The 25,580-nt window shown below is 66.2% G+C and carries 22 protein-coding genes and 1 pseudogene; 10 read left to right on the top strand and 13 right to left on the bottom strand.

What is annotated here, in order from left to right:
• Positions 1-13: 13 nt before the first annotated feature.
• A complete protein-coding gene (locus A5636_RS22125; RefSeq protein WP_216638861.1) occupies positions 14-1,249 on the top strand; it encodes a DUF6542 domain-containing protein in 1,236 nt (411 codons plus the stop codon).
• Here A5636_RS22125 and A5636_RS22120 read toward each other — a convergent pair.
• Positions 1,246-2,262 (bottom strand): 4-hydroxy-3-methylbut-2-enyl diphosphate reductase, encoded by a 1,017-nt coding sequence (locus tag A5636_RS22120; RefSeq protein WP_065160779.1) that lies wholly within the window; start codon positions 2,260-2,262, stop codon positions 1,246-1,248. The two genes, A5636_RS22125 and A5636_RS22120, sit on opposite strands and share 4 nt — an antisense overlap.
• Positions 2,263-2,351: 89 nt before the next feature.
• Between A5636_RS22120 and A5636_RS22115 the strand changes: the two genes are divergently transcribed.
• The 4 genes from A5636_RS22115 to A5636_RS22100 all read left to right on the top strand — a co-directional run bounded on the left by A5636_RS22115 (position 2,352) and on the right by A5636_RS22100 (position 5,642).
• Positions 2,352-2,963 (top strand): lipid droplet-associated protein, encoded by a 612-nt coding sequence (locus A5636_RS22115; protein ID WP_065160778.1) that lies wholly within the window; start codon positions 2,352-2,354, stop codon positions 2,961-2,963.
• Complete coding sequence (xseA, locus tag A5636_RS22110) at positions 2,960-4,216, top strand: exodeoxyribonuclease VII large subunit (protein ID WP_065160777.1); 1,257 nt, start codon at positions 2,960-2,962, stop codon at positions 4,214-4,216. The genes A5636_RS22115 and xseA overlap by 4 nt, the downstream gene beginning before the upstream one ends.
• The gene (locus A5636_RS22105; RefSeq protein WP_065160776.1) at positions 4,209-4,445 is read left to right on the top strand and encodes an exodeoxyribonuclease VII small subunit; all 237 of its coding nucleotides are present in this window, start codon (positions 4,209-4,211) and stop codon (positions 4,443-4,445) included. Before xseA ends, A5636_RS22105 begins: the two co-directional genes overlap by 8 nt.
• Positions 4,446-4,511: 66 nt before the next feature.
• The gene (locus A5636_RS22100; RefSeq protein WP_065160775.1) at positions 4,512-5,642 is read left to right on the top strand and encodes a 3-beta-hydroxysteroid dehydrogenase; all 1,131 of its coding nucleotides are present in this window, start codon (positions 4,512-4,514) and stop codon (positions 5,640-5,642) included.
• An 8-nt stretch (positions 5,643-5,650) separates the two neighbouring features.
• Here A5636_RS22100 and A5636_RS22095 read toward each other — a convergent pair whose 3' ends face one another.
• Complete coding sequence (locus A5636_RS22095; RefSeq protein ID WP_065160774.1) at positions 5,651-7,177, bottom strand: carboxylesterase/lipase family protein; 1,527 nt, start codon at positions 7,175-7,177, stop codon at positions 5,651-5,653.
• A 109-nt stretch (positions 7,178-7,286) separates the two neighbouring features.
• Here A5636_RS22095 and A5636_RS22090 point away from each other — a divergent pair, with 109 nt between their 5' ends.
• Positions 7,287-8,429, top strand: coding sequence for an AI-2E family transporter (locus A5636_RS22090; RefSeq protein ID WP_065160773.1), 1,143 nt, complete (start codon positions 7,287-7,289; stop codon positions 8,427-8,429).
• Here the strand turns inward: A5636_RS22090 and A5636_RS22085 are convergent.
• Together A5636_RS22085 and A5636_RS22080 are read right to left on the bottom strand one after the other, a co-directional pair.
• On the bottom strand, positions 8,410-9,207 hold the full coding sequence (locus tag A5636_RS22085; RefSeq protein ID WP_065160772.1) for a dienelactone hydrolase family protein: 798 nt from the start codon (positions 9,205-9,207) through the stop codon (positions 8,410-8,412). The genes A5636_RS22090 and A5636_RS22085 overlap by 20 nt on opposite strands.
• Positions 9,208-9,233: 26 nt before the next feature.
• Complete coding sequence (locus A5636_RS22080; RefSeq protein WP_065160771.1) at positions 9,234-9,878, bottom strand: DUF4245 domain-containing protein; 645 nt, start codon at positions 9,876-9,878, stop codon at positions 9,234-9,236.
• 54 nt (positions 9,879-9,932) lie between these two features.
• Between A5636_RS22080 and glpX the strand changes: the two genes are divergently transcribed.
• The 3 genes from glpX to A5636_RS22065 all read left to right on the top strand — a co-directional run bounded on the left by glpX (position 9,933) and on the right by A5636_RS22065 (position 13,616).
• On the top strand, positions 9,933-11,021 hold the full coding sequence (glpX, locus tag A5636_RS22075) for a class II fructose-bisphosphatase (RefSeq protein WP_065160770.1): 1,089 nt from the start codon (positions 9,933-9,935) through the stop codon (positions 11,019-11,021).
• 100 nt (positions 11,022-11,121) lie between these two features.
• Positions 11,122-12,540, top strand: a complete 1,419-nt coding sequence (locus tag A5636_RS22070; protein ID WP_065160769.1) for a class II fumarate hydratase — start codon at positions 11,122-11,124, stop codon at positions 12,538-12,540.
• 89 nt (positions 12,541-12,629) lie between these two features.
• Positions 12,630-13,616 (top strand): hypothetical protein, encoded by a 987-nt coding sequence (locus A5636_RS22065; protein WP_065160768.1) that lies wholly within the window; start codon positions 12,630-12,632, stop codon positions 13,614-13,616.
• Positions 13,617-13,620: 4 nt separating this feature from the next.
• Here A5636_RS22065 and A5636_RS22060 read toward each other — a convergent pair whose 3' ends face one another.
• From A5636_RS22060 to glyA, 5 genes are all read right to left on the bottom strand, one after another.
• Complete coding sequence (locus tag A5636_RS22060; protein WP_065160795.1) at positions 13,621-15,057, bottom strand: adenylate/guanylate cyclase domain-containing protein; 1,437 nt, start codon at positions 15,055-15,057, stop codon at positions 13,621-13,623.
• Positions 15,058-15,115: 58 nt separating this feature from the next.
• Positions 15,116-15,991, bottom strand: a complete 876-nt coding sequence (locus tag A5636_RS22055) for a polysaccharide deacetylase family protein (protein ID WP_065160767.1) — start codon at positions 15,989-15,991, stop codon at positions 15,116-15,118.
• Between the two features lie 39 nt (positions 15,992-16,030).
• Entirely contained in the window at positions 16,031-17,332 is a 1,302-nt protein-coding gene (locus A5636_RS22050; RefSeq protein ID WP_065160766.1) for a PhoH family protein, read from the bottom strand.
• Positions 17,333-17,569: 237 nt separating this feature from the next.
• Positions 17,570-18,397 (bottom strand): acyl-ACP desaturase, encoded by an 828-nt coding sequence (locus A5636_RS22045; RefSeq protein WP_065160765.1) that lies wholly within the window; start codon positions 18,395-18,397, stop codon positions 17,570-17,572.
• A 279-nt stretch (positions 18,398-18,676) separates the two neighbouring features.
• On the bottom strand, positions 18,677-19,957 hold the full coding sequence (gene glyA, locus A5636_RS22040; RefSeq protein WP_065160764.1) for a serine hydroxymethyltransferase: 1,281 nt from the start codon (positions 19,955-19,957) through the stop codon (positions 18,677-18,679).
• 133 nt (positions 19,958-20,090) lie between these two features.
• Between glyA and coaA the strand changes: the two genes are divergently transcribed.
• Positions 20,091-21,029: a type I pantothenate kinase gene (gene coaA / locus A5636_RS22035; protein ID WP_065160763.1), complete on the top strand. Its 939-nt coding sequence runs from the start codon at positions 20,091-20,093 to the stop codon at positions 21,027-21,029.
• A 100-nt stretch (positions 21,030-21,129) separates the two neighbouring features.
• On the opposite strand, the gene A5636_RS22030 is transcribed toward coaA, so the two are convergent.
• The 4 genes and pseudogenes from A5636_RS22030 to A5636_RS22015 all read right to left on the bottom strand — a co-directional run.
• Complete coding sequence (locus tag A5636_RS22030) at positions 21,130-21,543, bottom strand: hypothetical protein (RefSeq protein ID WP_065160762.1); 414 nt, start codon at positions 21,541-21,543, stop codon at positions 21,130-21,132.
• A gap of 137 nt (positions 21,544-21,680) precedes the next feature.
• Complete coding sequence (locus A5636_RS22025) at positions 21,681-22,766, bottom strand: methyltransferase (RefSeq protein ID WP_065160761.1); 1,086 nt, start codon at positions 22,764-22,766, stop codon at positions 21,681-21,683.
• Between the two features lie 67 nt (positions 22,767-22,833).
• Positions 22,834-24,204, bottom strand: a complete 1,371-nt coding sequence (locus A5636_RS22020; protein WP_065160760.1) for a hypothetical protein — start codon at positions 24,202-24,204, stop codon at positions 22,834-22,836.
• Positions 24,205-24,320: 116 nt separating this feature from the next.
• Positions 24,321-25,580 (bottom strand): annotated as a pseudogene (locus A5636_RS22015) (hypothetical protein); the annotation flags it as partial.

Here is a 25,580-nt window from a genome sequence, read left to right as displayed (position 1 = left end):
GTACGGTCAACGTGTGTCAGCGCAGCGGGAGAGTGCGGCGGTGGAGCCAGGTCACCGCTCGATCGTCCCCAACATCCCAGGTGTGCCGTGGTGGGCGGCGGTAGTCATCGCCGTCGGATTGACGGCCGTTGGCTACGCGATCGACGCCGGCCAGAAGGAACTGACCCACGTTTTCGCCGCGTGTTACATCGCCGGGTGCGTAGCCGCGGTCCTTGCGGTGCGGCAGGCCGCGGTGTTCACCGCCGTGATCCAGCCGCCGCTGATCCTGTTCTGCAGCGTGCCCGCCGCGTACTGGCTGTTCCATGGCGGCAAGGTCGACAAGTTCAAGGACCTGCTGATCAATTGCGGTTATCCGCTGATCGAGCGCTTCCCGCTGATGCTGGGTACCGCCGGTGGCGTGTTGTTGCTCGGAATGATCCGGTGGTATTTCGGCAAGCACGCCCCGACAACCACCCGCACCAGCCGAGCGGCAAAAGCCGGTTCCGAAGATGCTCCCAAAGACGAGCCGCAGACGTCCTGGTTCAGCGGCATCGTCGCCAAATTCACCGAGCTGCTGACCGGCGACTCCGACGACAACGCCGAAACTGCCGCGCGACCGGCACACGTCAGGAACCGCAGCGCCCGAACCAGCCGGACCGCTCGCAGCGACGGCCGATCGGCTCAGCGCGCAGCCCGCAACGGCAGCCGGCGCGCCAGGCCGTCGCTGGACGACACGTACGAATCCGATGGCGAGCGGCCGCGTCGCAGCCCCCGCAGACCGTCCGCGGACTACGACCCCGCCGACCCGCCGCCGCGCCCGCGTCGGCGCCGTCCGCCCGAGGAGCCCGACCTGGGCGCGCCGCCGCCCCGGGAAATGCGCCGCGAGCCACACTCCCGCCGCGCCTCCTACGAGCGCTCCTACGACCGAGCGGAGCCGCGCGGCCGGCGCTTCAATCCGTACGAGACCTACGACCGGCCGGAGCCGTCCGAGCGCAGCGAACGCCGCAACCGCCACGAACGCCGCCCCAGCTACGACCGCTATGACGCGTACGAGCCGCCCTACGAGCCGCTGTATGAGCCGCGGCGCCGCCGGGCCGCGCCCAACGGGTCAAACAGGACCAACGGGACCAGCGGGATTAATAATGGCGCCCCGAGCCACCACCCGATCTCGCAGGTCCGCTACCGCGGCCAAGCACCTGCAAACGATCCGCGCGACGAACCCGGCCGCCGCAGCCGGTCGCGCACCCCGCGCCGGGAGTACGACGACTAATTCCGGGACCGGGCCGGCCGGATCTCCCGCGGAAGGGCGAACACCAGCGTCTCGTTGGCAGTCGTCACCGGTTGAACCATGTCGTAGCCGTATTCGGCCAACCGGTCCAGCACACCGCGCACCAGTACCTCCGGTACCGATGCCCCGGACGTGACGCCGACCGTGGTGACACCGTCCAGCCATGCCGGGTCGATGTCGTCTGCCCAATCGACCAGGTGCGCCGCGCGCGAGCCGGCGCCCAGCGCGACCTCGACCAGCCGCACCGAGTTCGACGAGTTACGCGAACCGACGACGATCACCAACTCGCATTCGGGCGCCATCGCCTTGACCGCTACCTGGCGGTTCTGGGTTGCGTAGCAGATGTCGTCGCTGGGTGGATCCTGCAGCTTGGGGAAACGCCCACGCAGTCGCTCGACGATCTCCATCGTTTCGTCGACCGACAGTGTGGTCTGCGACAACCACACGACCTTGTCCTCGTCACGAATGGTGACGCGGTCGACCGCTTCCACCCCGTCGACCAACTGCACGTGTTCGGGAGCTTCCCCGGCTGTCCCCACGACTTCCTCGTGGCCCTCGTGGCCGATGAGCAGGATGTCGTAGTCGTCGCGGGCGAAGCGCTTGGCTTCGTTGTGGACCTTGGTGACCAGCGGGCAGGTGGCATCGATGGTCTTCAAGTTGCGTTCGGCCGCGGCCGCGTACACCGTCGGTGCCACCCCGTGCGCGGAGAAGACGACGATCGCCCCCTCGGGGACCTCGTCGGTTTCCTCGACGAAGATCGCCCCGGCGGCGGCCAGGGTGTCGACCACGTGCCGGTTGTGCACGATCTCGTGCCGCACGTAAACGGGCGCGCCGTGCTTCTCCAGCGCCCGCTCGACCGTCTCGACCGCCCGGTCCACGCCGGCGCAGTAGCCGCGCGGCTCAGCCAGCAGTACCCGCTTGCGGTCTGACACTCCGGATACCGGGCTGACCGATATCGAAGCGCCGGGAAACCCCATGTCAATAGTCGGCGCCATGCCCTTCAGGGTACGTTCCGCTGCGACCGACACGCCATTTCGCGGCACGCAGCTTGGCGTTAGCCGCTGTGTGAGGCAGGCTGGGACGCATGGCTACTGCACCGTACGGAGTTCGGCTGCTGGTCGGCGCGGCGACAGTCGCCGTGGAGGAGACCATACGGCTCCCGCGGACCATCATGATGTACCCGATGACACTCGCCAGCCAGGCAGCACACCTGGTGATGCGCTTCCAGCAAAATCTGGCCGAACTGGTTGTCAAGGGCGATACGACACTGGAATCGATATTTCCGCCCAAGGACGAGCAACCCGAATGGGCCACGTTCGACGAGGACCTGGAGGTCGTCGACGGCGGCGCCGTCGGGTTCTCCAACATTCCGGTCGACGGAACAGACGGCGAACGCCGCGCCGAAGGCCGGTTCGCGTTGTATTCGGTGTCCGACACCGCCGAGGCCGGTGACCTGCCGACCGCACCGGTCGCATCCCGGCAATCCAAGTCCGCTGCCGAGTCCAACGTGCCGACACCGGCCGTTGTCACCGAACTCGACTACCCGCAGCTGACCCTGGCGCAATTGCGCGCCCGGCTGCAGTCGCTGGATGTCGCCGAACTCGAAACCCTGCTGGCTTATGAGCAGGCCACCAAGGCCCGTGCCCCGTTCCAGACGCTGCTCGCCAACAGGATCACTCGCGCGAACGCCAAGTGACCCGCGCCTCGCAGCGAGAACCCGCCGCGAATTCAGCGGATAATCCGTTCCCGGTCCGCGCGGTCGCCATCCGGGTCGCCGGCTGGATCGACAAATTGGGCACGGTGTGGGTCGAGGGACAGCTGGCCCAGATCAATCTGCGGCCGAACTCCGGCACGGTGTTCATGGTGCTGCGCGACCCGGCGGCCGACATGTCGCTGACGGTGACCTGCTCGCGCGACCTGGTCCTGAACGCTCCGGTGAAACTGACCGAGGGTACCCAGGTCGTGGTCTGCGGCAAGCCCTCGTTCTACACCGGTCGCGGCACATTCTCGTTGCGGCTCAGTGAGATTCGCGCCGTCGGCATCGGCGAGCTGCTGGCCCGCATCGAGCGGCTGCGCCGGCTGCTGGACGCCGAGGGACTCTTCGATCCACGGCTCAAACGTCCAATTCCGTTCCTGCCGAACGTGATCGGATTGATTACCAGCCGCGCCAGCCATGCCGAGCGGGACGTCACGACGGTGGCCACGGCCCGTTGGCCTGCGGTTCGGTTCGCGATCCGGCACGCGGCCGTTCAGGGGGTCAACGCCGTCGCGCAGCTTGTCGAGGCATTGGGCGACCTGGACCGGGATCCGGAGGTCGACGTGATCGTGATCGCGCGCGGCGGGGGCAGTGTGGAGGACCTGCTGCCGTTCTCCGATGAGACGCTGTGCCGGGCGATCTCGGCCTGCCGCACCCCGGTGATCAGCGCGGTCGGACACGAGCCGGACAATCCGCTCTGCGATCTGGTCGCCGACCTGCGCGCAGCCACCCCGACCGACGCCGCCAAGAAGGTGGTCCCTGACACCGCCGCCGAGCAACGGCTGATCGACGACCTGCGCCGACGCAATGCCGGCGCGTTGCGTAACTGGGTGTCCCGCGAGGAACGGGCACTGGCCCAGCTGCGCAGCCGACCGGTCCTGGCCGACCCGGTGCGCATGGTCACCACCCGCGCCGAGGAGATGCACCGCGCCCGACTGGCGCTGCGCCGCGACATCAACCGGATGATCAGTGCCGAATCCGAACGCGTCGATCACCTGACGGCGCGGCTGGCCACTCTGGGCCCAGCGGCCACCCTGGCGCGCGGCTATGCCGTGGTCCAGGTGCTCACCGAAGACGAGGCGGCGACGGAGGTCGTGCGCACGGTCGACGACGCGCCGAACGGCGCCCGGCTGCGAATACGCGTGGCCGACGGCGCGATCACCGCGACAAGTGAAGGACGCACCGATGAATGACGCCGAGAGTGGTTCCACTACTCCCATTAGTTCGTTGGGCTATGAAGATTGCCGAGATGAGCTAATTGAAGTCGTGCGCTTACTGGAACAGGGTGGCCTCGACCTCGATGCGTCGCTGCAGCTGTGGGAAAGGGGCGAACAGCTAGCCAAACGCTGTGAACAGCACTTAGCTGGTGCGCGCCAACGGATTACCGACGCACTGGCCGCCGGTGAGGCCGAGCAGAGCTGACTTCGGCGAAATTCAGCGGTCCGTTTTCATTCCGAATTGGAACACGTTTCAGTTAAGCTCCCCCGCATGGGTGATGCATCTCTGACAACCGAACTCGGCAGCGTGCTGGTGACCGGAGGTTCAGGCTTCGTCGGCGCGAATCTGGTCAGGTCGCTGCTGGAGCGGGGCCATCAGGTCCGCTCCTTCGACCGCGCTCCGTCCCCACTTCCCCAGCATCCGAAGTTGGAAGTACTGCAGGGCGACATCACCGATAAGGCTGTCTGCGAGGCAGCCGTGGCGGGCATCGACACGATCATCCATACCGCCGCGATCATCGAACTGATGGGTGGCGCATCGGTGACCGAGGAATACCGGCAGCGCAGCTTCTCGGTCAACGTCGGCGGCACCGAGAACCTGGTGGAGGCCGGGCGCAAAGCGGGCGTCCAGCGTTTCGTGTACACGGCGTCCAACAGCGTGGTGATGGGCGGCCAGAACATCGCCAACGGCGACGAGACGATGCCCTACACGAATCGGTTCAACGACCTCTACACCGAGACCAAGGTGGTCGCCGAGAAGTACGTCCTCTCGCAGAACGGCGTGGACGGGATGCTGACCTGTTCGGTCCGGCCGAGCGGGATCTGGGGCAGCGGCGATCAGACGATGTTCCGCAAGCTGTTCGAGAGCGTGATCAAGGGCCACGTCAAGGTTCTGGTCGGTCGCAAGTCGGCGAAGCTGGATAACTCCTACGTGCACAACCTGATTCACGGTTTCATCCTGGCCGGTGAGCACCTGGTGCCCGGTGGCACCGCCCCCGGTCAGGCCTACTTCATCAACGACGCCGAACCGATCAACATGTTCGAGTTCGCCCGTCCGGTGGTGGAGGCGTGTGGCGAAAAGTGGCCCAAGATAAGGGTTTCCGGCCCGGCGGTGCACTGGGTGATGACCGGGTGGCAGCGGTTGCACTTCCGGTTCGGATTTCCCGCGCCGTTGCTGGAACCGCTGGCCGTCGAGCGACTGTATCTGGACAACTACTTCTCGATCGCCAAGGCGCGCCGCGACCTCGGTTACGAGCCGCTGTTCACCACCGAGCAGGCCTTGAAGGAATGCCTGCCGTACTACGTCGACCTGTTCCACCGGATGCAGGGCGAGGCCGAGGCGGCCAAGCGGGCGGGAAAGGGCGCCGCTGCCGCCGGAAAGTCCGCAAGCGGCGCGAAATAGTTTGTCCGCTAACGGAAACTGACCAACTGGTCGCCCCACGCGCCACGAATGCGGGCGTCGACGTCGTGTACAGCGTCGTGTTTGCCTATGACCAGACAGGTGCGATCGTCGGCTTGGTATCGCGGCCAGCGCGGCTCTCCAGGCGGACCGTCGGGACTGCCCTGGGTGGCGAAGTTGATCCACCGCGTCTGCATCCGGGTGGAGACAGCGGTCGCGGTCTTGGCCCCGCCGAGCTTCAACGTCAGGTCCTGCGGACCGCCGAGATTGCCCCACACGTACGGCAGTTCGGTGGCGTGCGCGGCGCCGACCAACAAAACCTTGTACAACGGCGTGGCGTAGTCGAACCGGTACATGTAAACCGGCGCCACCGCGCTGTGTCCGTCGGCCAACCACACCGTGGGCATCCGGAAGCCGATGTCGGTGGCCATCCGGACGGTGCGCGCCTTTCGGCGGCCCGAATACGCCGAACCGATCTCATCCACCGAGGGCAGTTGCAGGTCGGGCTGTTCGGCGCTGATCTGGTCGAACATCGAGGTGATGGCGCGGGGGGTGATCGGCATCAGCGACGAGCGCATCAGCCGGAACAGCGCCGCCTCGTGTTTGTTGGTGCCGATGACCAGCGGGATCGGGAGCGACCGGCCTTCCTGGGCCAGCTTGACGGGCAGGTCGTGCAGCAGGTCCCCGTCGACGATCGGGACGAATGCCAAGGTCCCGGGGTTGCTGACCGGCACTTCGTCGAACACCTGTTGGGTGGCCGCGACCAGGACCGACGACGGCACCTCGGCAACCTGCCGCGCTTCGGATGCGTCGAGTCCCAGCTTGTCCAGCACGGCCAGGGCGACGCGGCGTCCCCTGTCGCGGTCGTAAACCGAGGTGGCCGGTGAGCTCTGCGCTATGGCGCGGACGAACAAACCCTCGGCCGCCGGGCTGGTGAGCAGCGTGGTGACCAGGCCGGCGCCGGCGGACTCGCCGAACAGCGTCACGTTGTCCGGGTTGCCACCGAAGGCGGCGATGTTGTCGCGGACCCAGGCCAGGCCGAACAGCACATCGCGCAACCCGATATTCGTGTCGAACGGCCGCTGCCAGCTGCTGAACGACGACAGATCCAGAAAACCCAGTGCGCCGAGCCGGTAATTGAGCGTCACCACTACGACGTCGCCACTACTTGCCAGCGCGCGGGCGTCGTAGAGCGGCTGACTGGCCGACCCCAGGACATATGCGCCCCCGTGCAACCACACCATCACAGGTTTTGCCGCGCCCGCCTCGGTGCCGGAGGGCGCCCAGACGTTCAGCCGCAAACAGTCCTCACCCAGCGGGGCACCCAGATCGAGCGGCATCCGGGGAACCACCGGCTGCGGACAAGCCGGTCCGAAGCTGGTGGCGTCGAAGACCTCAGTGAACCGCTCGGGGGGCTCCGGCGCCCGGAACCGCAGGTCCCCCACGGGGGGCGCCGCATACCGGATGCCTTTCCAGATCGTGACGCGACCGTCCGTGGAACCCCGGACGGGCCCGTGGGTGGTCTCGACGACAGTCATACTTTCCTTCTGGTCCTGCTGGTCTTCTGGTCCTGCTGGTCCTGCTGGCGAGCGGGGCTAAAGTTACGGAGCGCGCAACACCGACGCGGAGGGCGGCCCGGTTCTTCCAATGAACACCGAGTTCACGCTTACCCAGAAGCGAGCCCTGGCGATCTTCACCCTCATTGCCGTGCTGTTCGGCGCCTATTTTCTGCGCGACTATTTCGTGCTGATTGTAGTGGCCGCTGTCGGCGCGTATCTGTTCACGCCGCTATTCGAATGGCTCAAAAAACGCTTCAACACCGGCCTGGCGGCCACCTGCACCCTGCTCTCGGCGCTGGCCATCGTGATCGTGCCAGTAGGGCTGCTGGTCGCGCTGGCAATCGTGCAGATCGCCCGCATGGTCGACTCGGTCGCCGACTGGGTGAAGTCGACCGACCTCAGCACGCTGGGCGACAAATCCCTGCACCTGGTCAACGAGCTGCTGGGCAAAGTGCCGTTCGTCCACCTCACGATCAGCGCCGAGATGCTCCGCAAGGCGATCGTCTCGGCCGCCCAGAGCATCGGCCACTGGTTTTTGGGAGTGTTGCAGCACACTGCCGGCAGCTTGGCGGGCACCATCACCTCGGCCATCATCTTCTTGTACGTATTCGTCGCTCTGTTGGTGCACCGGGAAAAGATTCGGACGTTGATCGCCCAACTCAACCCCCTCGGTGAAGACGTCACTGACCTCTATCTGAAGAAAATGGGGTCGATGGTGCGTGGCACCGTCAACGGCCAATTCGTCATCGCCTTCTGCCAGGGCGTCGCCGGCGCGGCCTCGATCTACCTCGCCGGCTTCCACCAGGGCTTCTTCATCTTCGCGATCGTGCTGACCGCGCTGTCGATCATTCCGCTCGGCGGGGGGATCCTGACCATTCCGTTCGGCATCGGCATGGCCATTTTCGGCAACATCGGCGGCGGCATATTCGTGGTGCTGTTCCACTTTGTAGTGGTCACCAACATCGACAACTTTCTGCGACCAATCCTGGTACCCCGCGAGGCCCGGTTGAACTCTGCGCTGATGCTGCTGTCGGTGTTCGCCGGTATCCGGATGTTCGGGCCGTGGGGCATCATCATCGGACCGGTGCTGATGATCCTGATCGTCACCACCATCGACGTCTACCTCGCGGTGTACAAGGGCGTGGAGTTCAAGCCGGTTGACGAGCCACCCGTGCGCCGCCGCTGGTGGCACAAGGCGGCGCCGCGACAGACTAAGTCAGCCGCTGAGTGAGGAACTCGACGACGCGCTTGCGCGCCTCGTAAGCCGGGTGGCCGTCGACTTCACGCACCTCATCGGTGAGCACCGAGTGAGCCGCGCGGGTGAACCCGTGTTCGTTGCCGGGACCGGAATCGATCTCGATCACCTCGAACGCATCGCCGAGCCGCTGCTTGAGGGTGGTGAACCGCTCACCCGGCGACAACTTGTCCGCGCTGAATCGCAATCCCAACGCGCACAAGCCCTGATCGGTGCAGCGATCCGCGACGACGCCCAGTTCGGCGGCACTGAGTCCGGGGTCGCGGCGCTGTTTGGCGGTCAGCGGGAAGGGCACCGACGGCTGACTGAGCACGGGGGCCAGCACGCTGTCGTCGACGGCAGCGGCCAACGCGAAGCCGCCCGTGAAGCACTGGCCGATCACGCCGACACCCAGGCCCGGGGTAGACGCGTTCAGGTCGCGGGCCAGTGCACGCAGATACACCGCTACCGGCCGTTGCGTGTCGGTGGTCATCGCCGCGAATTCTCGTGCCACACATGCCCGCCCGATCGCGGCGACCAGATAGGGCATGGACACCGGCCGCCCCGGCTTACCGAACAGTGACGGTATGGCCACCGTGAAACCGCTGTCCACCAGGTGATTGCCCAGGCCCAGCACGCCAGGGTGAATCCCGGGCAGCTCCGGGATCAGCACCACGCCCGGACCGGACCCCTTGCGGTAGACGTCATGGGTGTAGCCAGCAGCGCTGAACGGCGCGACCGACCAGCCGGCGAGATCTGCTTCTGGTGCGGTCACCGATCGACCTCCTGGCGGTAGTTCGGCTAGCGAGACGGTAACGGCTGCTGCGATTGCGTAGCCGCGGCAAGGGTACGGAACTGCTCGGGCGTGCCGGCACCGGTGATCGCCACCTGGGTGGGACCGGCCGGACTGGCGAGCCGGGTCGTCCATACCGGCTCGAGCGAACCTTTTTCATCGGCACCCTGATAGACCACCCAACTGGTCCCCGCGACATCGACCGTTCCACTCGGATACATACCGGAGTGGATGGATCCGACCAGCTTGTCCTCGTCGGCATTGCTCTGGGTCAGCCTCAGATACAGGCCGGTGGGGCTGATGAAGCCCACAGTCGATGTCGACGCACGCAACCGTTGACCCGCAGACGCATCAGTGCGCCCATCCTCGATACCCCCGCGCCCGCCCGAATTCGGTTGCCAACCGGCAGGCAGCTGGGGCAGCCGGATCGGAAAACCCAGCGTCGCGGCGTCAGCGCGCAAAGCCGACGAGGCGTCGTAGGACGGCACGGTCCCCCGATTCGTCCCGCCCGGCTGAAACGAACACATGCCGACCATGCCCGCGAGCAGAATGCAGCCGACCACCAGGGGCGCCAGCGACCAGAACATATCGCGACCGTCCTGCAACAACCGCGGCTTGGCCGGCTTGGGAGTCGGATGCGGCTCAGTGGTCACTCCCCGAGTATCCCAGCTCCAGCCGAGTGTTCCGCTTCTGGGAGAATCCCAACCATGACTGCACAGGGACCCGGCTCGCCGGCAAGCACGGCCGCGACCCCCAGCTCGTCCCCCGCGCGCCAGTCGCGCGGCGAAGCCCCCGACCGCAACCTGGCCATGGAACTGGTCCGCGTCACCGAGGCCGGCGCCATGGCGGCGGGACGGTGGGTCGGCCGCGGCGACAAGGAGGGCGGCGACGGTGCCGCGGTCGACGCGATCCGCCAACTGGTCAATTCGGTGTCGATGCGCGGCGTCGTGGTGATCGGCGAGGGCGAAAAAGACGAAGCGCCGATGCTCTACAACGGTGAAGAGGTCGGCAACGGCGACGGCCCCGAATGCGACTTCGCCGTCGACCCCATCGACGGCACCACGCTGATGAGCAAGGGCATGCCCAATGCCATCTCGGTACTGGCGGTCGCCGACCGGGGGGCCATGTTCGATCCGTCGGCCGTCTTCTACATGAACAAGATCGCGGTGGGTCCGGAGGCGGCGCACGTGCTGGACATCACCGCGCCGATAGCCGAGAACGTCCGGGCGGTGGCCAAGGTCAAGGCTTTGTCGGTAGCCGACATGACGGTCTGCATTCTGGATCGCCCGCGGCACGCGCAGTTGATTGCCGACGTCCGCGACACGGGTGCACGCATCAGATTGATCACCGACGGTGACGTTGCCGGCGCCATATCTGCGTGTCGGCCGGGCTCGGGCACCGACATGCTTGCCGGTATCGGCGGCACCCCGGAGGGCATCATCACCGCTGCCGCCATCCGCTGCATGGGCGGCGCGATCCAGGCGCAGCTGGCGCCCAAGGACGAGGCGGAACGTCGCAAGGCCCTCGATGCCGGCCACGACGTGGAGCGGGTGCTGACCACCAACGACCTGGTGTCTGGGGAGAACGTCTTCTTCTGCGCCACCGGCGTGACCGATGGGGATCTGCTCAAGGGCGTGCGCTATCAGCCCGGGGGCTGCACCACTCAATCGATCGTGATGCGGTCGAAGTCGGGCACCGTACGGATGATCGAGGCATACCACCGGCTGTCCAAGCTCAACGAATACTCCGCGATCGACTTCACCGGCGACACCAATGCCGCCTATCCCCTGCCCTGATCGACCCGCGCATCCCGGACCGGGGACAACCCTGACCGACCCGCACGACCCTGACGGACCCGCACAACCCTGACCGACCCGCACGAAAAGGAAGGCACCCATGGCCGCTGACGCCGGCGATAACGACACCGAATACCGCATCGAGCATGACACCATGGGTGAGGTCCGGGTGCCGGCGAAAGCATTGTGGCGCGCCCAAACTCAACGAGCGGTGGAGAACTTCCCGATCTCGGGGCGCCCGCTGGAGCGCGCCCAGATCCGCGCCCTGGGTCTGCTGAAGGGTGCCTGCGCGCAGGTGAACAAGGACCTGGAGCTGCTGGCGCCGGAGAAAGCCGACGCGATCATCGCCGCGGCCGCGGAGATCGCCGACGGCCGGCACGACGACCAGTTCCCGATCGATGTCTTCCAGACCGGTTCGGGCACCAGTTCCAACATGAACACCAACGAGGTGATCGCCAGCATCGCGGCCGCCAACGGGGTGAAGGTGCACCCCAACGACGACGTCAACATGTCGCAGTCGTCCAACGACACGTTCCCGACCGCGACCCACATCGCAGCCACCGAAGCCGCGGTGACCCACCTCATTCCGGCGCTGCAGGTGTTACAGAACGCGTTGTCCGACAAGGCTTTGGAATGGCAGACGGTGGTGAAGTCGGGTCGCACGCATCTGATGGACGCCGTCCCGGTCACCCTCGGCCAGGAATTCAGCGGGTATGCCCGTCAGATCGAGGCCGGCATCGAACGAGTGCGGGCGACGCTGCCCCGTCTCGGCGAACTCGCCATCGGCGGCACCGCCGTCGGAACCGGCCTGAACGCCCCGGAAGGATTCGGTGCCAGAGTGGTGGCGGTGCTGGTGGAGTCCACCGGACTGCCCGAACTTCGCACGGCGACAAACTCTTTCGAAGCTCAGGCGGCGCGGGACGGTCTAGTTGAGGCGTCCGGCGCACTGCGCACCATCGCGGTGTCGCTGACCAAGATCGCCAACGACATCCGCTGGATGGGTTCGGGCCCGCTGACCGGGCTGGCCGAAATTCAGCTACCGGATCTGCAGCCGGGCAGCTCGATCATGCCAGGCAAGGTCAATCCGGTGCTGCCGGAAGCGGTTACCCAGGTCGCGGCTCAGGTGATCGGCAATGACGCCGCCGTCGCTTGGGGTGGTGCCAGCGGTGCCTTCGAACTCAATGTCTACATCCCGATGATGGCCCGCAACATCCTGGAGTCGTTCAAGTTGCTGACCAACGCCTCAAGACTGTTCGCCGAGCGCTGCATCGTGGGGCTGCAGGCCAATGTCGATCGCCTGCGCGAGCTGGCCGAGTCGTCGCCCTCCATCGTGACGCCGCTGAACTCGGCTATCGGTTACGAGGAGGCCGCCGCCGTGGCCAAGCAGGCGCTCAAGGAACGCAAGACCATCCGGCAGACTGTCATCGACCGTGGCCTGATCGGCGACAAGTTGTCGATCGAGGAGTTGGATCGGCGCCTCGACGTGTTGGCAATGGCCAAGGTCGAAGCGACCGACTAGGCAAGGATCGGCGGTCCGCGGATGACTGCGGGTCGCGATTGCATGGTTGCCTCTACGGGGGCGACCGGTGAGAGTGAGGGTATTCAGCAATGACGGTTCCCCCCAGCGGCCCGTACGGTCAGGATCCCTACGGTCAGGATCCGTATGGCGCCAATCCATATGGCCAGCAACCGCATTGGGGTGGCCAGCCGCAGGGCCAGCCCCAGGGGCCGCCGCAGGGCGGCCAGTACCCCTACCCCCCACCTGGCGGCCAGTATCCACCCGGCACCGATCCCTACGGCCAGCCTGGCTATCAGCCGTACGCTCAACCAGGACAACAGGTTCCGCCCGGTTGGCAGCCTGGCGCCTACCCGCCCGGACCGCCGCCGTCCAACTCCAAGCTGCCCTGGCTGATCGTCGCCGGCATCGCGGTGTTGGGCGTCATCGTGCTGGTGGTGATCCTGGCGGTCAATCTCAACAGCGGTGACGAAAAGCCTTCGGCCGGTCCGTCGGAGACGACGAGCGTCGCGACCTCGGCTCCGCAGAATTCACTGCAGACCGCCACCGACTGCACCCCCAACGTGTCGGGCGGCAACAAGCCCACCGGGGACACCGTCAGCGCGGGCAAGCTGTCCTTCCCCGCCAGTGTGGCGCCCGGATGGTCGCCGTTCGTGGACGACCAGAACCCGAACCTGATCGAAGCGGCCGGCCTGGGCCAGGAGGTGCCCGGCGCCAACCAATGGATGATGCAGCTGGAGGTCGCCATCACGAATTTCGTGACCAGCATGGACGTCAACGCGCAGGCATCGAAGTTGATGGACTGCATCGCCAACGGCCCCGGCTACAACCAGGTGTCGCCCACACTCGGGCCCAAGAAGACGTCGTCGCTGACCGTTGACGGGGTCAAGGCCGCGCGGGTGGACGCTGACATCACCATCGCCGACACCACCCGCGGCGTGAAAGGTGATTCGGTGACGATCGTGGCGGTCGACACCAAACCGGTCACCATCTTCCTCGGCGCGGTCGCCATCGGCGACGCGGCGTCGGCCACCACGTTGAACAATGTCGTTGGAGCCCTGAAGGTTTCGAAGAAGTAATCCGCTATCCCGCAAGGGTCGGCGCGGATACATGAGTCGGTTCGGAGCGGCCGCGCAGGACGGTGGAATAGCTTCCGGACCAGTGCCTGCGCTCGGCGTCGTCGGCGCGGTCCAGCGCCGAGCCGGAACACAGACTTCGCTGTTCGGATGTCTTGGCGAGGTCAGCCAATCGGGCCGCCTCGTTGACGGCGTCGCCGATTACCGTGTATTCGTAACGATTTTCGGCACCGATGTTGCCGGCGAAGACTCGTCCGGCCGAGACGCCGATGCCGAAATCCACCGGGAGTTGGCGCAGCTTGTCGCCGAGGGCTCGCGCTGTCGCCAGCGCCGAGGACGCCGGGTCCTTCGTCCACAGCGGGGCGCCGAATACGACCAGCGCGGCGTCGCCCTCGAATTTGTTGATCAGCCCCTGGTGGTCGTCGACGGTGCGGACGACGATCCGGAAGAAATCGTTGAGCACCTGAGCAACCTGTTGCGGCGGCAGGCTTTCCGCGAGCCGCGTGGAACCAACCAGATCGATGAAGAGGACCGCGGCCTCCACCACGTCACCGGAAAGCGAGGATCCTTGCTCCAGGGCGCGGCGGGCGACATCGGTTCCGACGTGGCGGCCGAACAGGTCCCGGATCCGGTCGCGTTCCTCCAGGCCCGCGACCATCCGGTTGAATCCGGTTTGCAGGCGCCCGATTTGAGAGCGCTCGTAGACCCCCACATAGGTATCGATGTGGCCGTGCTCGACCTCGGCCATGGCGTCGGCCACCTCGCCCACCGGGTCCGAAATCGATCGGGATGTCAGGATCATGGTCGGCAGACCCAACACCAGCGCGGCCAGCGACACCACCAGGACCGGCACATCCAGTGACGTCGACTTGTCGATGAGCACGCCGTAGGAACGCAGCACGACCAATGCCGCTATCACCGCGAAAGGGATGGCGCTGCACAGAAACCACAGCAGCACCAGCCGCGCGAACACGCCGGGGACCGTCATGCGTGGTTCACGGCCACGAGTGGCAACCGACATGATGGGCCGCAGGGTGCGTTGCCCAAGTAACAGTCCGGTGCCCGCGGCGGCAGCGCCGCCGAGCACCAGACCCAAGAAGATGGGTACCAACAGTGCCGCCCCGCCGTTGCGGTTCAGCAGGATCAGGACCCCCCCGCAGGTAACCCAGACCGCCGCGAGCAAGGTGGATTGCCGGCCGGCGATTTTCATCGCGGCGTCCCGTTCGTTCTCGGTGGGCTCCCGCCCGTCGACGTACCAGCGCAAGGTGGGCGCCAGGATCACCGCCCCGCCCACCGCGACACCGGCTACGCCGACCAGGATCAGCATTGCCACCAATCCGGTGTTCTGCTCGGCGAAACCGGCGTTGGCGAGCGACGTTTGACCCCGCAGCGGGATCAAAATGGCGACTGCGTCGACCGCGGCAAGAAGGTAGGCCAGGGCCAGGTCGGTTCCGTACCGGACCGACAGCCGGGCGACGGACTTCGGCGCCTGCGTCTCGCCCCTAGGCACCGTTGTTCGGCCCGCCCGAGTTCTGCCCGGGTATGTCCGTGATCGGCAGGTTCGGCATCGGCTTGGGCGACGGAGTGTTCGGCAACCCGGGGATGTCCCCGGGAGGAATGTCGTGCAGGACGTTGGCGGGCGGTCCGTTGTCCCGGCTGCCGTAACTGCTGCCGGGGGTCCGCGGACCCAGCAGTTCGCTGACGCTCACCAGGCGGTAGCCGTTGGCTTTGAGCACTGGGATGAACTGGTACACCAGATCGACGGTGCTGGAATAGGTGTCGTGGAACAACACCACCGATCCCGGCTTGATCTGGGTCATCAGCACCTGCCGGGTGGCCGCGGTGTTCGAGTCGTTAGCCCAGTCGAAAGGGATGACGTCCCAGAGGATTTCGGCCAGGCCGAAGGTGGCTGCGGTTTGCCGGACCATCGGATTGGACAGCCCGCCGGCCGGACGGTAGAGGCCGGGCTTGCGGCCCGTCGCGGCGGCGATCGCATCGTTGGCCTTCGAGAACTGACCGGCGACATCCCCGGCCGGGATCGTCGTCATGTTGGGGTGTTCCCAGGTGTGGCTGCCGATTTCCATTCCGGCCTCGGCGATCCGCTTGGCGCCCGCCGGGTTGGCCGCCACCTTGTTGCCGATCAGGAAGAACGTGGCCTTAGCGTCGTTGCCTCGCAGGATCTGCAACAACCGGTCGGTGTAGGGGCTGGGGCCGTCGTCGAAGGTCAGCGCCACACACTTGACCGTCGAGCAGTCGAGACTGTCGGCGCGGGTGACGTGCCCGGTCAGGCCGCCGATCACCAGCACAGCCGCCGCGGCAACGACACCCGAGACCATGCGCCAGTAGCGCCAGGCCTGGTTGTCGGGTCGTTTCGGCACGCGTGCAGCTTACCGAAAACCGACGCGCCGACCGCACCGTCAGTGTGGCCCGGTGATCTCCTCGAGCATCTCGGTGACCAGGGCAGCGATCGGTGACCGCTCGCTGCGCAGCAGCGTGATGTGAGCGAACAGCGGATGCCCTTTGAGCTTTTCGATCACCGCCGCCACCCCGTCGTGGCGGCCAACCCGCAAGTTGTCGCGCTGTGCGATGTCATGGGTGAGCACCACCCGGGACCCGCTACCCAGCCGGGACAAGACCGTCAGCAGCACGTTGCGTTCCAGGGACTGCGCTTCGTCGACGATGACGAACGAGTCGTGCAACGAGCGGCCCCGGATGTGAGTCAGCGGCAGCACCTCGAGCATGCCGCGGGACAGCACCTCCTCCAGCACCGCGGGACTGGCCAGGCCTTCGAGGGTGTCGAAGACCGCCTGCGCCCACGGGCCCATCTTTTCGCTCTCGCTGCCCGGCAGGTAGCCCAGTTCCTGCCCACCCACGGCGTAGAGGGGGCGGAACACCACCACCTTGCGCTGGGTGCGGCGCTCCAGCACCGCCTCCAGGCCTGCACACAGGGCGAGCGCGGACTTTCCGGTGCCGGCCTTCCCCCCCAGCGACACGATGCCCACCGACTCGTCGAGCAGCAGGTCGAGAGCCACCCGTTGCTCGGCCGAGCGGCCACGCAAACCGAACACCTCACGGTCGCCGCGGACCAGTTGTACGCGTTTGGCGGGGGTGACCCGGCCCAATGCGTGCGAACTGCCACCGAGCAATCGAATTCCGGTGTGGCACGGCAGGTCCCGAGCCTCAGCGAGGTCTATCTCACCGTCGGCGAACAGGGCGGCGATGTCCTCGGCGGCCGTCTCGATTTCGCGCATCCCCGACCATCCGGACGCCACGACGTCCTGCGCGTGGTACTCGTCGGCAGCCAGGCCCACCGCCGCGGCCTTGACCCGCAGCGGAATGTCCTTACTCACCAACGTGACTCGCTTGCCCTCCGCGGCCAGGTTGGCGGCGCAGCTCAAGATCCGGGAGTCGTTACTGCCGGTCCGGAACCCTGCCGGCAGTACCGCGGGATCGGTGTGGTTGAGCTCGACATGCAGCGAACCACCTTGAGCGCCAACCGGAATGGGCTGATCGAGTCGCCCGTGCTCGAGCCGGAGATCGTCGAACAACCGCAGCGCCTGGCGGGCGAACCAACCCAGCTCGTGATGGTGGCGCTTGGCTTCCAGTTCGCTGATTACCACCAGCGGAACCACCACTTCATGCTCGGCGAACCGGCTGCAAGCCCAGGGGTCGGACAGCAGCACGGAGGTGTCGAGCACGTACGTCCGGATTTCGGTCACGGGGCGCTCCTCGAGCGAATGACGCCCGGGCGGACCCACGCGAGCGTGTCGGCGGGGGCCGCGGCACCAGGACCGGGGCCGGTCCTGCCTTGATGGTGACCGGTGCAGAAACCGGAGGTGCCGCCCTGGCAGCGGTGTAAGTCGCTGGCCATCAACGGCGACGCTACTCCGCTGGCCGCATCCCCGCAGTGCAGGCGCGCCGAGACACCGAAATCCGGTCTGGGCGCTGAATTCGACCTAGTCCGTGACGAATTGCCGGAGGGCAGGCTCGTCGGCCAGACCCCAAGCCGTGATCCGCTCGGAGATCGCCTGTTGCAGCTGCGCCTCGTCAAAGATTCCGGCGGCCGCGACGTTCTCCAGCTTGTCCCGGTAGGCCTCGATGTCGGCGCCGGGGACTTCGAGGTCAGCGGCGCGAGCGGCGATCGCGGCGATGGTCTCGTCGCGGGCGTAATCCAGCAGGTGGGTCACCAGGTTGGCGAAGAACTCCTCGTGCCGGGCCTCGTCCTTGGCGATCTTGTCGACGAGGCCGGCCAAGATCGGCTCTTCGATCCGAGCCGCGAGATTGCGGCAGAAGGTGCCGTACGAGCGCTCGCTCAACGTCATGTACACCAGGGTCTCGACCTGCGAGTACGTCTCGGCGCGGTACCCCTTCATCACATATTGGACCCGGGCCTCCTCGTTTTCGACCGGGTCGACCTCACGGGTCACCACCAGATATTGCCGCAACGCGATGGCGTGCAGGTGTTCCTCGGCGGTCCACCGACCGATCCACCGGCCCCAGTAATCCTCGAGGATGAAGTGTTCGACGAACTCGCGATGGTGGGCCGCGAGATTGTCCTTGAGCAGCAGCAGGATCTCGCACGCGTCGGTGATCGCCCGAGGCAGCGTGGCCTGGGACGGCTCCCAGTCGCGACCACCGAGGAATGCGAAGTTCACACCGCGGTCGAACGGTACGTAGTCGTGTGCGAACCAGAGGTTCTCGGTCGCCAGGTGGCGTGTCCAGTTCGCTTCGACGACGGGCTCTAATTCGAGTGTCAGCGCGTTAGCGACAGGTTTCTGTGCCATGCGGTTACTGTAACTCGTATACACAGACGCTTTCAAATTTGCGCAGGCGTGTCGCTGCTCAGTTGCGCGATCGTGACTGCCGCGAGCGTGAAGCTGGCTGCACAGTCGCCCGCGAGCGTGAAGCTGGCTGCACAGTCGCCCGCGAGCGTGAAGCTGGCTGCGCAGTCGCCCGCGAGCGTGAAGCTGGCTGCACAGTCGCCCGCGAGCGTGAAGCTGGCTTCACCGTCGGCGAAGGGGCCCGCGGGCCCAGGTATTCGAGACTGGCGGGGCGGCGGTTACTCAGCGACCGACCAGGCTCCAGTCCTCCAGGCCCTCGTACAACGGGAACTCCCTGGCCAGGCGCGTGACCCGGTCCCGCAGCCCCGCGGTGTCGGCCGAGGTGCCGGCCGCCAGCGCGGTGGCGATGATGTCAGCCACCTCGGTGAACTCGGCGTCGCCGAAGCCGCGGGTGGCCAGGGCCGGCGTACCGATCCGCAGACCCGACGTGACCATCGGCGGTCGGGGGTCATTCGGGACGGCGTTGCGGTTCACGGTGATACCGACCTCGTGCAGCAGGTCCTCGGCGGCCTGACCGTCCAACGGCGAGTTCCGCAGGTCCACCAGCACCAGATGGACGTCGGTGCCGCCGCTGACCACCGACACTCCCGCCTTGGCCACGTCGTCGGCCAGCAGTCGCTCAGCCAGGATCCGGGCACCGGACAGCGTCCGCTGCTGGCGCTCGGCGAACTCCGGTGTGCCGGCGATCTTCAGCGCGACAGCCTTGCCGGCAATGATGTGCATCAGCGGTCCGCCCTGCTGGCCCGGGAACACCGCCGAGTTGATCGCCTTGGCGTACTCCTGCTTGCCCACGATCATTCCGGAGCGGCCCCCACCCAGTGTCTTGTGGATGGTGGTGGACACCACATCTGCGTGTGGCACCGGCGAGGGGTGCAACCCTGCGGCAACCAAGCCGGCGAAGTGCGCCATGTCGACCCACAACTTGGCGCCTACCTCGTCGGCGATCGAGCGGAACGCCGCGAAGTCCAATACCCGCGGGTAGGCCGACCACCCGGCGATGATCACCTTCGGACGGAATTCGAGCGCCTGCGCCCGCACCACGTCCATATCCACCAAATGGGTCGTCGGATCGACCCCGTAGAAACCGTTCTCGTACAACTTCCCGGAGAAGTTCAGCCGCATGCCGTGGGTCAGGTGCCCACCATTGGCCAGATCCAGGCCCAGCAGCCGTTCGCCCGGCGACATCAACGCGTGCAGCACCGCAGCGTTGGCCTGCGCGCCCGAATGTGGCTGCACGTTGGCGAAGTCGGCCCCGAACAGCGCTTTGGCCCGGTCGCGGGCGATGTTCTCGACCACGTCGACGTACTCGCAGCCCCCGTAGTAACGCCGGCCGGGCAGGCCCTCGGCGTACTTGTTGGTCAGGACGCTGCCTTGGGCCTGCAGCACCGAACGCGGCACGAAATTCTCTGACGCGATCATCTCCAGGGTGTCGCGCTGGCGCCCGAGTTCCTTGCCCAGCAGCTCGGCGATATCAGGATCGACCTCGGCGAGCGGAGCGGACATCACAGCGGAAGAAACACGGGCATCAGGTGCAGCAGTCACGGGCGTCAGTCTATCGAGCGGGCCCCTGCACAGCGGAATCGCGTTTTGACCGCCCCGGTTTAATGGCCACCCGCGTTCCTGCAAGACTGACACAATGCCACGGCCGAGCGAGCCGAGCCCTTATGTGGAGTTCGACCGGAAGCAATGGCGTGCGCTGCGTATGGCGACGCCGTTGGCCCTCACCGAAGAGGAGCTGATCGGGCTTCGTGGTCTCGGCGAACAGCTCGACCTGCTGGAGGTCGAAGAGGTTTATCTGCCGCTGGCCCGGCTCATTCACCTGCAGGTGGCCGCCCGGCAGCGGTTGTTCGCCGCCACCGCGGAATTCCTCGGCGAACCGCAGCAGAACCCGGACCGGCCGGTGCCGTTCATCATCGGCGTGGCGGGCAGCGTGGCCGTCGGAAAATCCACCACGGCACGCGTGCTGCAGGCGTTGCTGGCGCGCTGGGATCACCATCCGCGGGTAGACCTGGTGACCACGGACGGCTTTCTCTATCCGAACGCCGAACTGGATCGGCGAAACCTGATGCACCGCAAAGGTTTTCCGGAGAGCTACAACCGCCGTGCGTTGATGCGGTTTGTCACGCTGGTGAAGTCGGGTTCGGAATACGCTTGCGCGCCGGTGTATTCACACCTGCGCTACGACATCATTCCCGGCGCCAAACACGTGGTGCGCCACCCCGACATCCTGATCCTGGAAGGCCTCAACGTCCTGCAGACCGGTCCGACGTTGATGGTCTCGGACCTGTTCGACTTCTCGCTGTACGTCGACGCCCGCATCGAGGACATCGAACAGTGGTACGTGTCGCGGTTCCTGACGATGCGCAGTACCTCGTTCGCCAACCCGGAATCACACTTCCACCACTACTCGGAGTTGTCGGATCCGCAGGCCGTCGTCGCCGCCAAGGAAATCTGGCGGTCGATCAACCGGCCCAATCTGGTGGAGAACATCCTGCCGACCCGGCCCAGGGCAACCCTGGTGCTGCGCAAGGACGCCGATCACTCCATCAACCGGCTCAGGTTGCGCAAGCTGTAGCTCAGCGCTGCGAGCCCACCCAATCCGCCTGACGGAAAGGCCGATACGGGGCACGCACCGCGTCGTCGCTGCGGCGGCCCCGTATCGGCGGGGAGGGGAGCTACGCCGTCAGGCGGCGCACTCCCAGGTACTGCAAGCCGGCGAAAGCGGCGGTGTACACGCCACTGGCCAGCGTGGCGCCCACCCCCATCGCCGTCATCGGCACCAGCTCAGCGGCGGCGATCGCCGCAACGGTGTAGACGATGTTCGCCGCGACCACGCCGATCCCGGCGCGACGCAGATCGGGCAGCGCGGCCAGGCTGAACACCGCCAGCCCGTAGAGCACGAAGAACGCGCCCACGCTGTACTCCTGGCCAGAGGTCAGGCCGGTCAGCCTCGACACCGGGTCTGCGGCAGCGGCCACCACCAAGCCCAGCAGGCCCGTCAGGGTGGCGTCCGCCCGCATCGCAAAACGCAGCAGCGAGTCGGTGGAATCGGACAGGGGGCGGGCTGTCACACCGTGTATTGCGGTCATGTCGGGTTCTCCTTGGCTCCGTTGGTTCGGGTCGAACACGTTTGACGGTGCCGTTGATGCACTGCCAGATCGACGCGTGGCGCTGCCAATTACTGCCACGCAGTCAATGACCAGGGAGTTCGGCGGAGTATTCCCAATCACACCGCCTTGGCCTCGAGCACGCTGAATGGCGAAGCGGTCGGCACCACCCGCGTCAGGCGGTAGCCGGCTCGCTCGAAGAGCCGTCCATACTCGGCGGCCGAGCGCTCGCGGGCATCCAATGCGAGCAACATCTCCAGGTCCAGCCAGTTGCCCGCGTACTCCCGGTGGTGTTCGGGAAGGACGAATTCGACGAGTAGCAGATGAGTTCCGGGCGCTGCGGCGTCGCGGACATTGCGCAGGATTCGCACCGCGTCGTCGTCCGGCCAATCGTGGATGACGCTCTTCATGATGTACGCGTCGCCACCTTCGGGTACCGCCTCGAAGAACGAACCCTCGACGATTCGCACGCGGTCCCCGACGCCCTGTTCGGTAAGGAGCGCAGGAGCCCCCGCCACAACCTGGGGCTGATCGAACAGCACACCACGGGCCCCCGGAGTCGCGATGAGGACCTCGGCCAGCAGTCGGCCGTGGCCACCACCGACGTCGACGATGGTGGCGAACGGGCTGAAGTCGTAAGCCGCGATCACCGGTCCGATGGAAAGCGCGGACCCGGCGGTCATCGCCTGGTTGAAGATCTCGGCGAGTTCGGGCTCGGACGCCAGATATTCAAATGTCGGCTTGCCACGCAGCACCGGGACGACGGATCGTCCGGTGCGAATGGCGTCGGGCAGGTGGCTCCAGTGCTCGCGGTGCTGCGGCGAACCCAGCCAGCGGGCCCACCCGGCCATCGGGATCTCCGCATCCCGACGAAGGGTGTCCGCGAGCGGAGTGAGGTCGTAGCGGCCATCGCGGCGCTGCCGGAAGATGCCCCGGCCGATCAGCGCCCGCAGTAGCCGCCTGATCGCATCGGCGTCGGCGTTGACCGCGTCAGCCAATTCCTCCGCGGACAAGGGTCCGTTGGCCAGTGCGTCGGCGATGCCGAGTTCGGCGGCCGCCGTAATCGCCTGCGCCACCCACCCGTCGATGATCATTTCCATGATCGCGGCTGGCGGCGGCGCCATCCGGCGCCGCAACTCGGCGAGGTAATGCCGAACAGTTTCGAGGGTTAGCGCAACTTTGGCAGGTGGTGGTTTGGCTGGCATAGCGGTCTCTCCGTCTCACGGTCAAAAGGGGTATCGGCAGCGCCCGAGGGCTTCGAGCGAGAATCGCTCAGTCGGCGGAAACAGTAACCCGGCCACGCAGATCCGCGGCGATCAGCCGCGCCGCCGCGTTCTGCCAATTGTGCAAGGACCGTTGCGGCACTTCGGTTACCAGCCATTGCCAGGCCTGCCGGGCGGTCGGGTCCAGACCGGCGGCGGTGGCGTTCTGCGCGTACGCCCGTACTCCGACGACGTAAGGGAAGTACAGAGAGTTGTAGTAGCGCCACTGTTCGGTGGTGCCGAAATCGCCGCCGTCGCGCGGCTTGAGCCGGCTGATGCCGTCGGCGAGGACCGCTTTGAGCTCGTTGGCGCGCTCTACCGGGTGGTCGGGAGCGCCGCGGGCCGCCAGTCGCTCGTTGATCACCGGCAAGGCGGTCAGTGGGCTGGCGACCAGTTTTGTCAGGTCGCCGTAGTGCCCCAGCGCTCGCCGGGTGAGCCGGACGAATGTGTCGTCGTCGATGTCGTCGAGCGGGTCCGTCGAGCGCAGCGGCAGCGCCGCCTCGGCGTTGCGCAGGGCGGCGCGGTCGGCCCGCAGTTCGGGCGATTTGGAGAACGTCAGCCGGTCCAGTACGCCGGCCAACGGGTCGGCCAGCACCTGTGCCGAGATCGCGATTGCCAGGCTGGTGAACAGCAGCACCGTCAGTGCCGTTTGCGCGCCGGGATCAGTGCGGGTGACGGCCAAACCGATCAGCGCCTGCCCGCCGAACAGCAACGTCACCACCGCGCACCCAGCCAACGACCGCAGCATGTCCGCGCGCAGCGCTTGGCCCTCGTCGAACGCGTCCCACAGGGCCACCGCGCCACCAAGCAGCAGCACGTCGAACCCGGTCGATGCCAGGGCCAGCCAACTCGGCACCAGACCGAGCGGGATCACCAGGATCGCGTTGGCCAGCGCGAAGAACAGCGTCGCGACCACCACTGCCCCGGTGACCGGCGCGGGCCGGACCGGCCGCACCACGTTACGCACCATCGCCCCCAGCGTGGACAGCGAGATCACCGCGGACATCAGCCAGTGGCCGAGCCGCAACGGGCCGTCGACGTTGCCAGCCAGCCTCGCCGCCAGCAAAGTCAGTGCGGCGACGAGGGCGACCAGCAGCAGCTCGCCGGTTCGTCCCCTAGGGTGGTCAGCGGGACGGGCCAATTCGAGGAGCACGGCGAACCAAGCCACGCCGGGCACCGCCACCAGATACACCTCGACCTGGCTGAGCAGGTGAGCATGCGTCACGCTGGTATTACGCACCGCGTCCAGCGCCACCACCAAGGCGAATCCGCACAACCCGATCGAGGCCAATACCAGCACCGGCTTGCGCGGATCACGGGCCAGCAGATACAGCCCCAGCCAACCGCTCAGCGTGAACACCACCGCCGACAGCGCAGCCATGGATCCAGTCTGTCACGCGGCTGTTGATCGAGTGTCGCCATCCGAGGTGCGGGGCACACACCTCGGCAAGACGCGCCGACTCGCAACGCCGACTGGCGGCCTCGATCGGGCTATGCCTATGTGGTGGTGGTGACGAGGCTGGCCTGCAACGGCGAGATGGCCGCCAGCGCCGCCTGCAGCGCACTCATCTGGCCGTTCAAGAAGCCGGAGAGCTGGCTGCCGATGTTGCCCACGCCGGAGATCATGGCTGCGGTGTCGGCCGCCAACGTACTGGTGTTGGCGAAACCGGAGATGGCGTTGCCGAGGTTCTGGAAGCCCGACAGCAACGACCCGGAGTTGTACCAGCCCGACGTCAGCGCCCCGTTGGCGTTGGCGAAGCCCGAACTCAGATCGCTGGAGTTGAAGAAACCGGAAGTCCCACTGGAATTTCCGTTGAAGAAACCCGAGGACAACGACCCGGAAGAGTTCCCAATACCGAGCAGTCCCGGTATCGAGAGGTTGAGTTGGCCGGGGAGGCTCATGTTGAAGGGGATCTGGATGTTCGCCCCGACCGCGAGGTCGTTCAAGACGATCGGGTTGATAACGATGGGGTCGATCGCTGGGGTCAGGAGGGTTCCAGCGACTGCGACATTGAAAAGACTGAGGGCGGAAACCGACATGTTGACCGGGATGCCGAACTGCGGGATCGGTTGGATGGTGATCGGGTAGAAGAACCCGGTGATCGGAATGGCCACGTTGGTAGCTGCCACCAGGTCGATCGGAACCGCCGGGAGATTGATCGGGATGGTAATGCCCTCAAGGCCTTGGCCGTCGGCCAGCATGAATGAACCGAGGTTCATGCTGCCGGTGTTGAAGGAACCGGTGTTGAGGTCGCCTGCGTTGGCGAAGCCGGTGTTGACGCTGCCGCCGTTGAAGCTGCCGGTGTTGCGATCCCCCGCGTTGGCATCACCGGTATTGAGGCTGCCGGCGTTGAAACTTCCCGTGTTGTAGCTACCGGTGTTGCCGACGCCGGTGTTGTAGCTGCCGGTGTTGCCGATACCGGTATTGCCGATGCTGGTGTTGCCGATACCGGTGTTGTAGTCACCGGCATTGCCGATGCCGGTGTTTCCATCACCAGAGTTGAAGAACCCGATGTTGTTGTTCCCGGAGTTGAACAGCCCGATATTGCCGCTACCAGCATTCAACCCACCAAAACCGCTCAGGTGGTTACCGAAGAGCCCAATACCAGAGTTGTTGTCACCCCAGTTAGCAAAACCGATATTGCCGTTACCGCTGTTGCCGAACCCGAAGTTGCCGTTGCCGGTGTTGCCGAACCCGATGTTGCCGCTACCGGAGTTGCCGAACCCGATATTGCCATCACCGAGGTTGCCGAATCC

The sequence above is a fragment of the Mycobacterium asiaticum genome, from assembly GCF_001673315.1.
GTDB lineage: Bacteria > Actinomycetota > Actinomycetes > Mycobacteriales > Mycobacteriaceae > Mycobacterium > Mycobacterium asiaticum_B.
The sequence above is the reverse complement of the archived record's forward strand: the minus strand, read 5'-3'. Positions and strand labels throughout refer to the sequence as shown.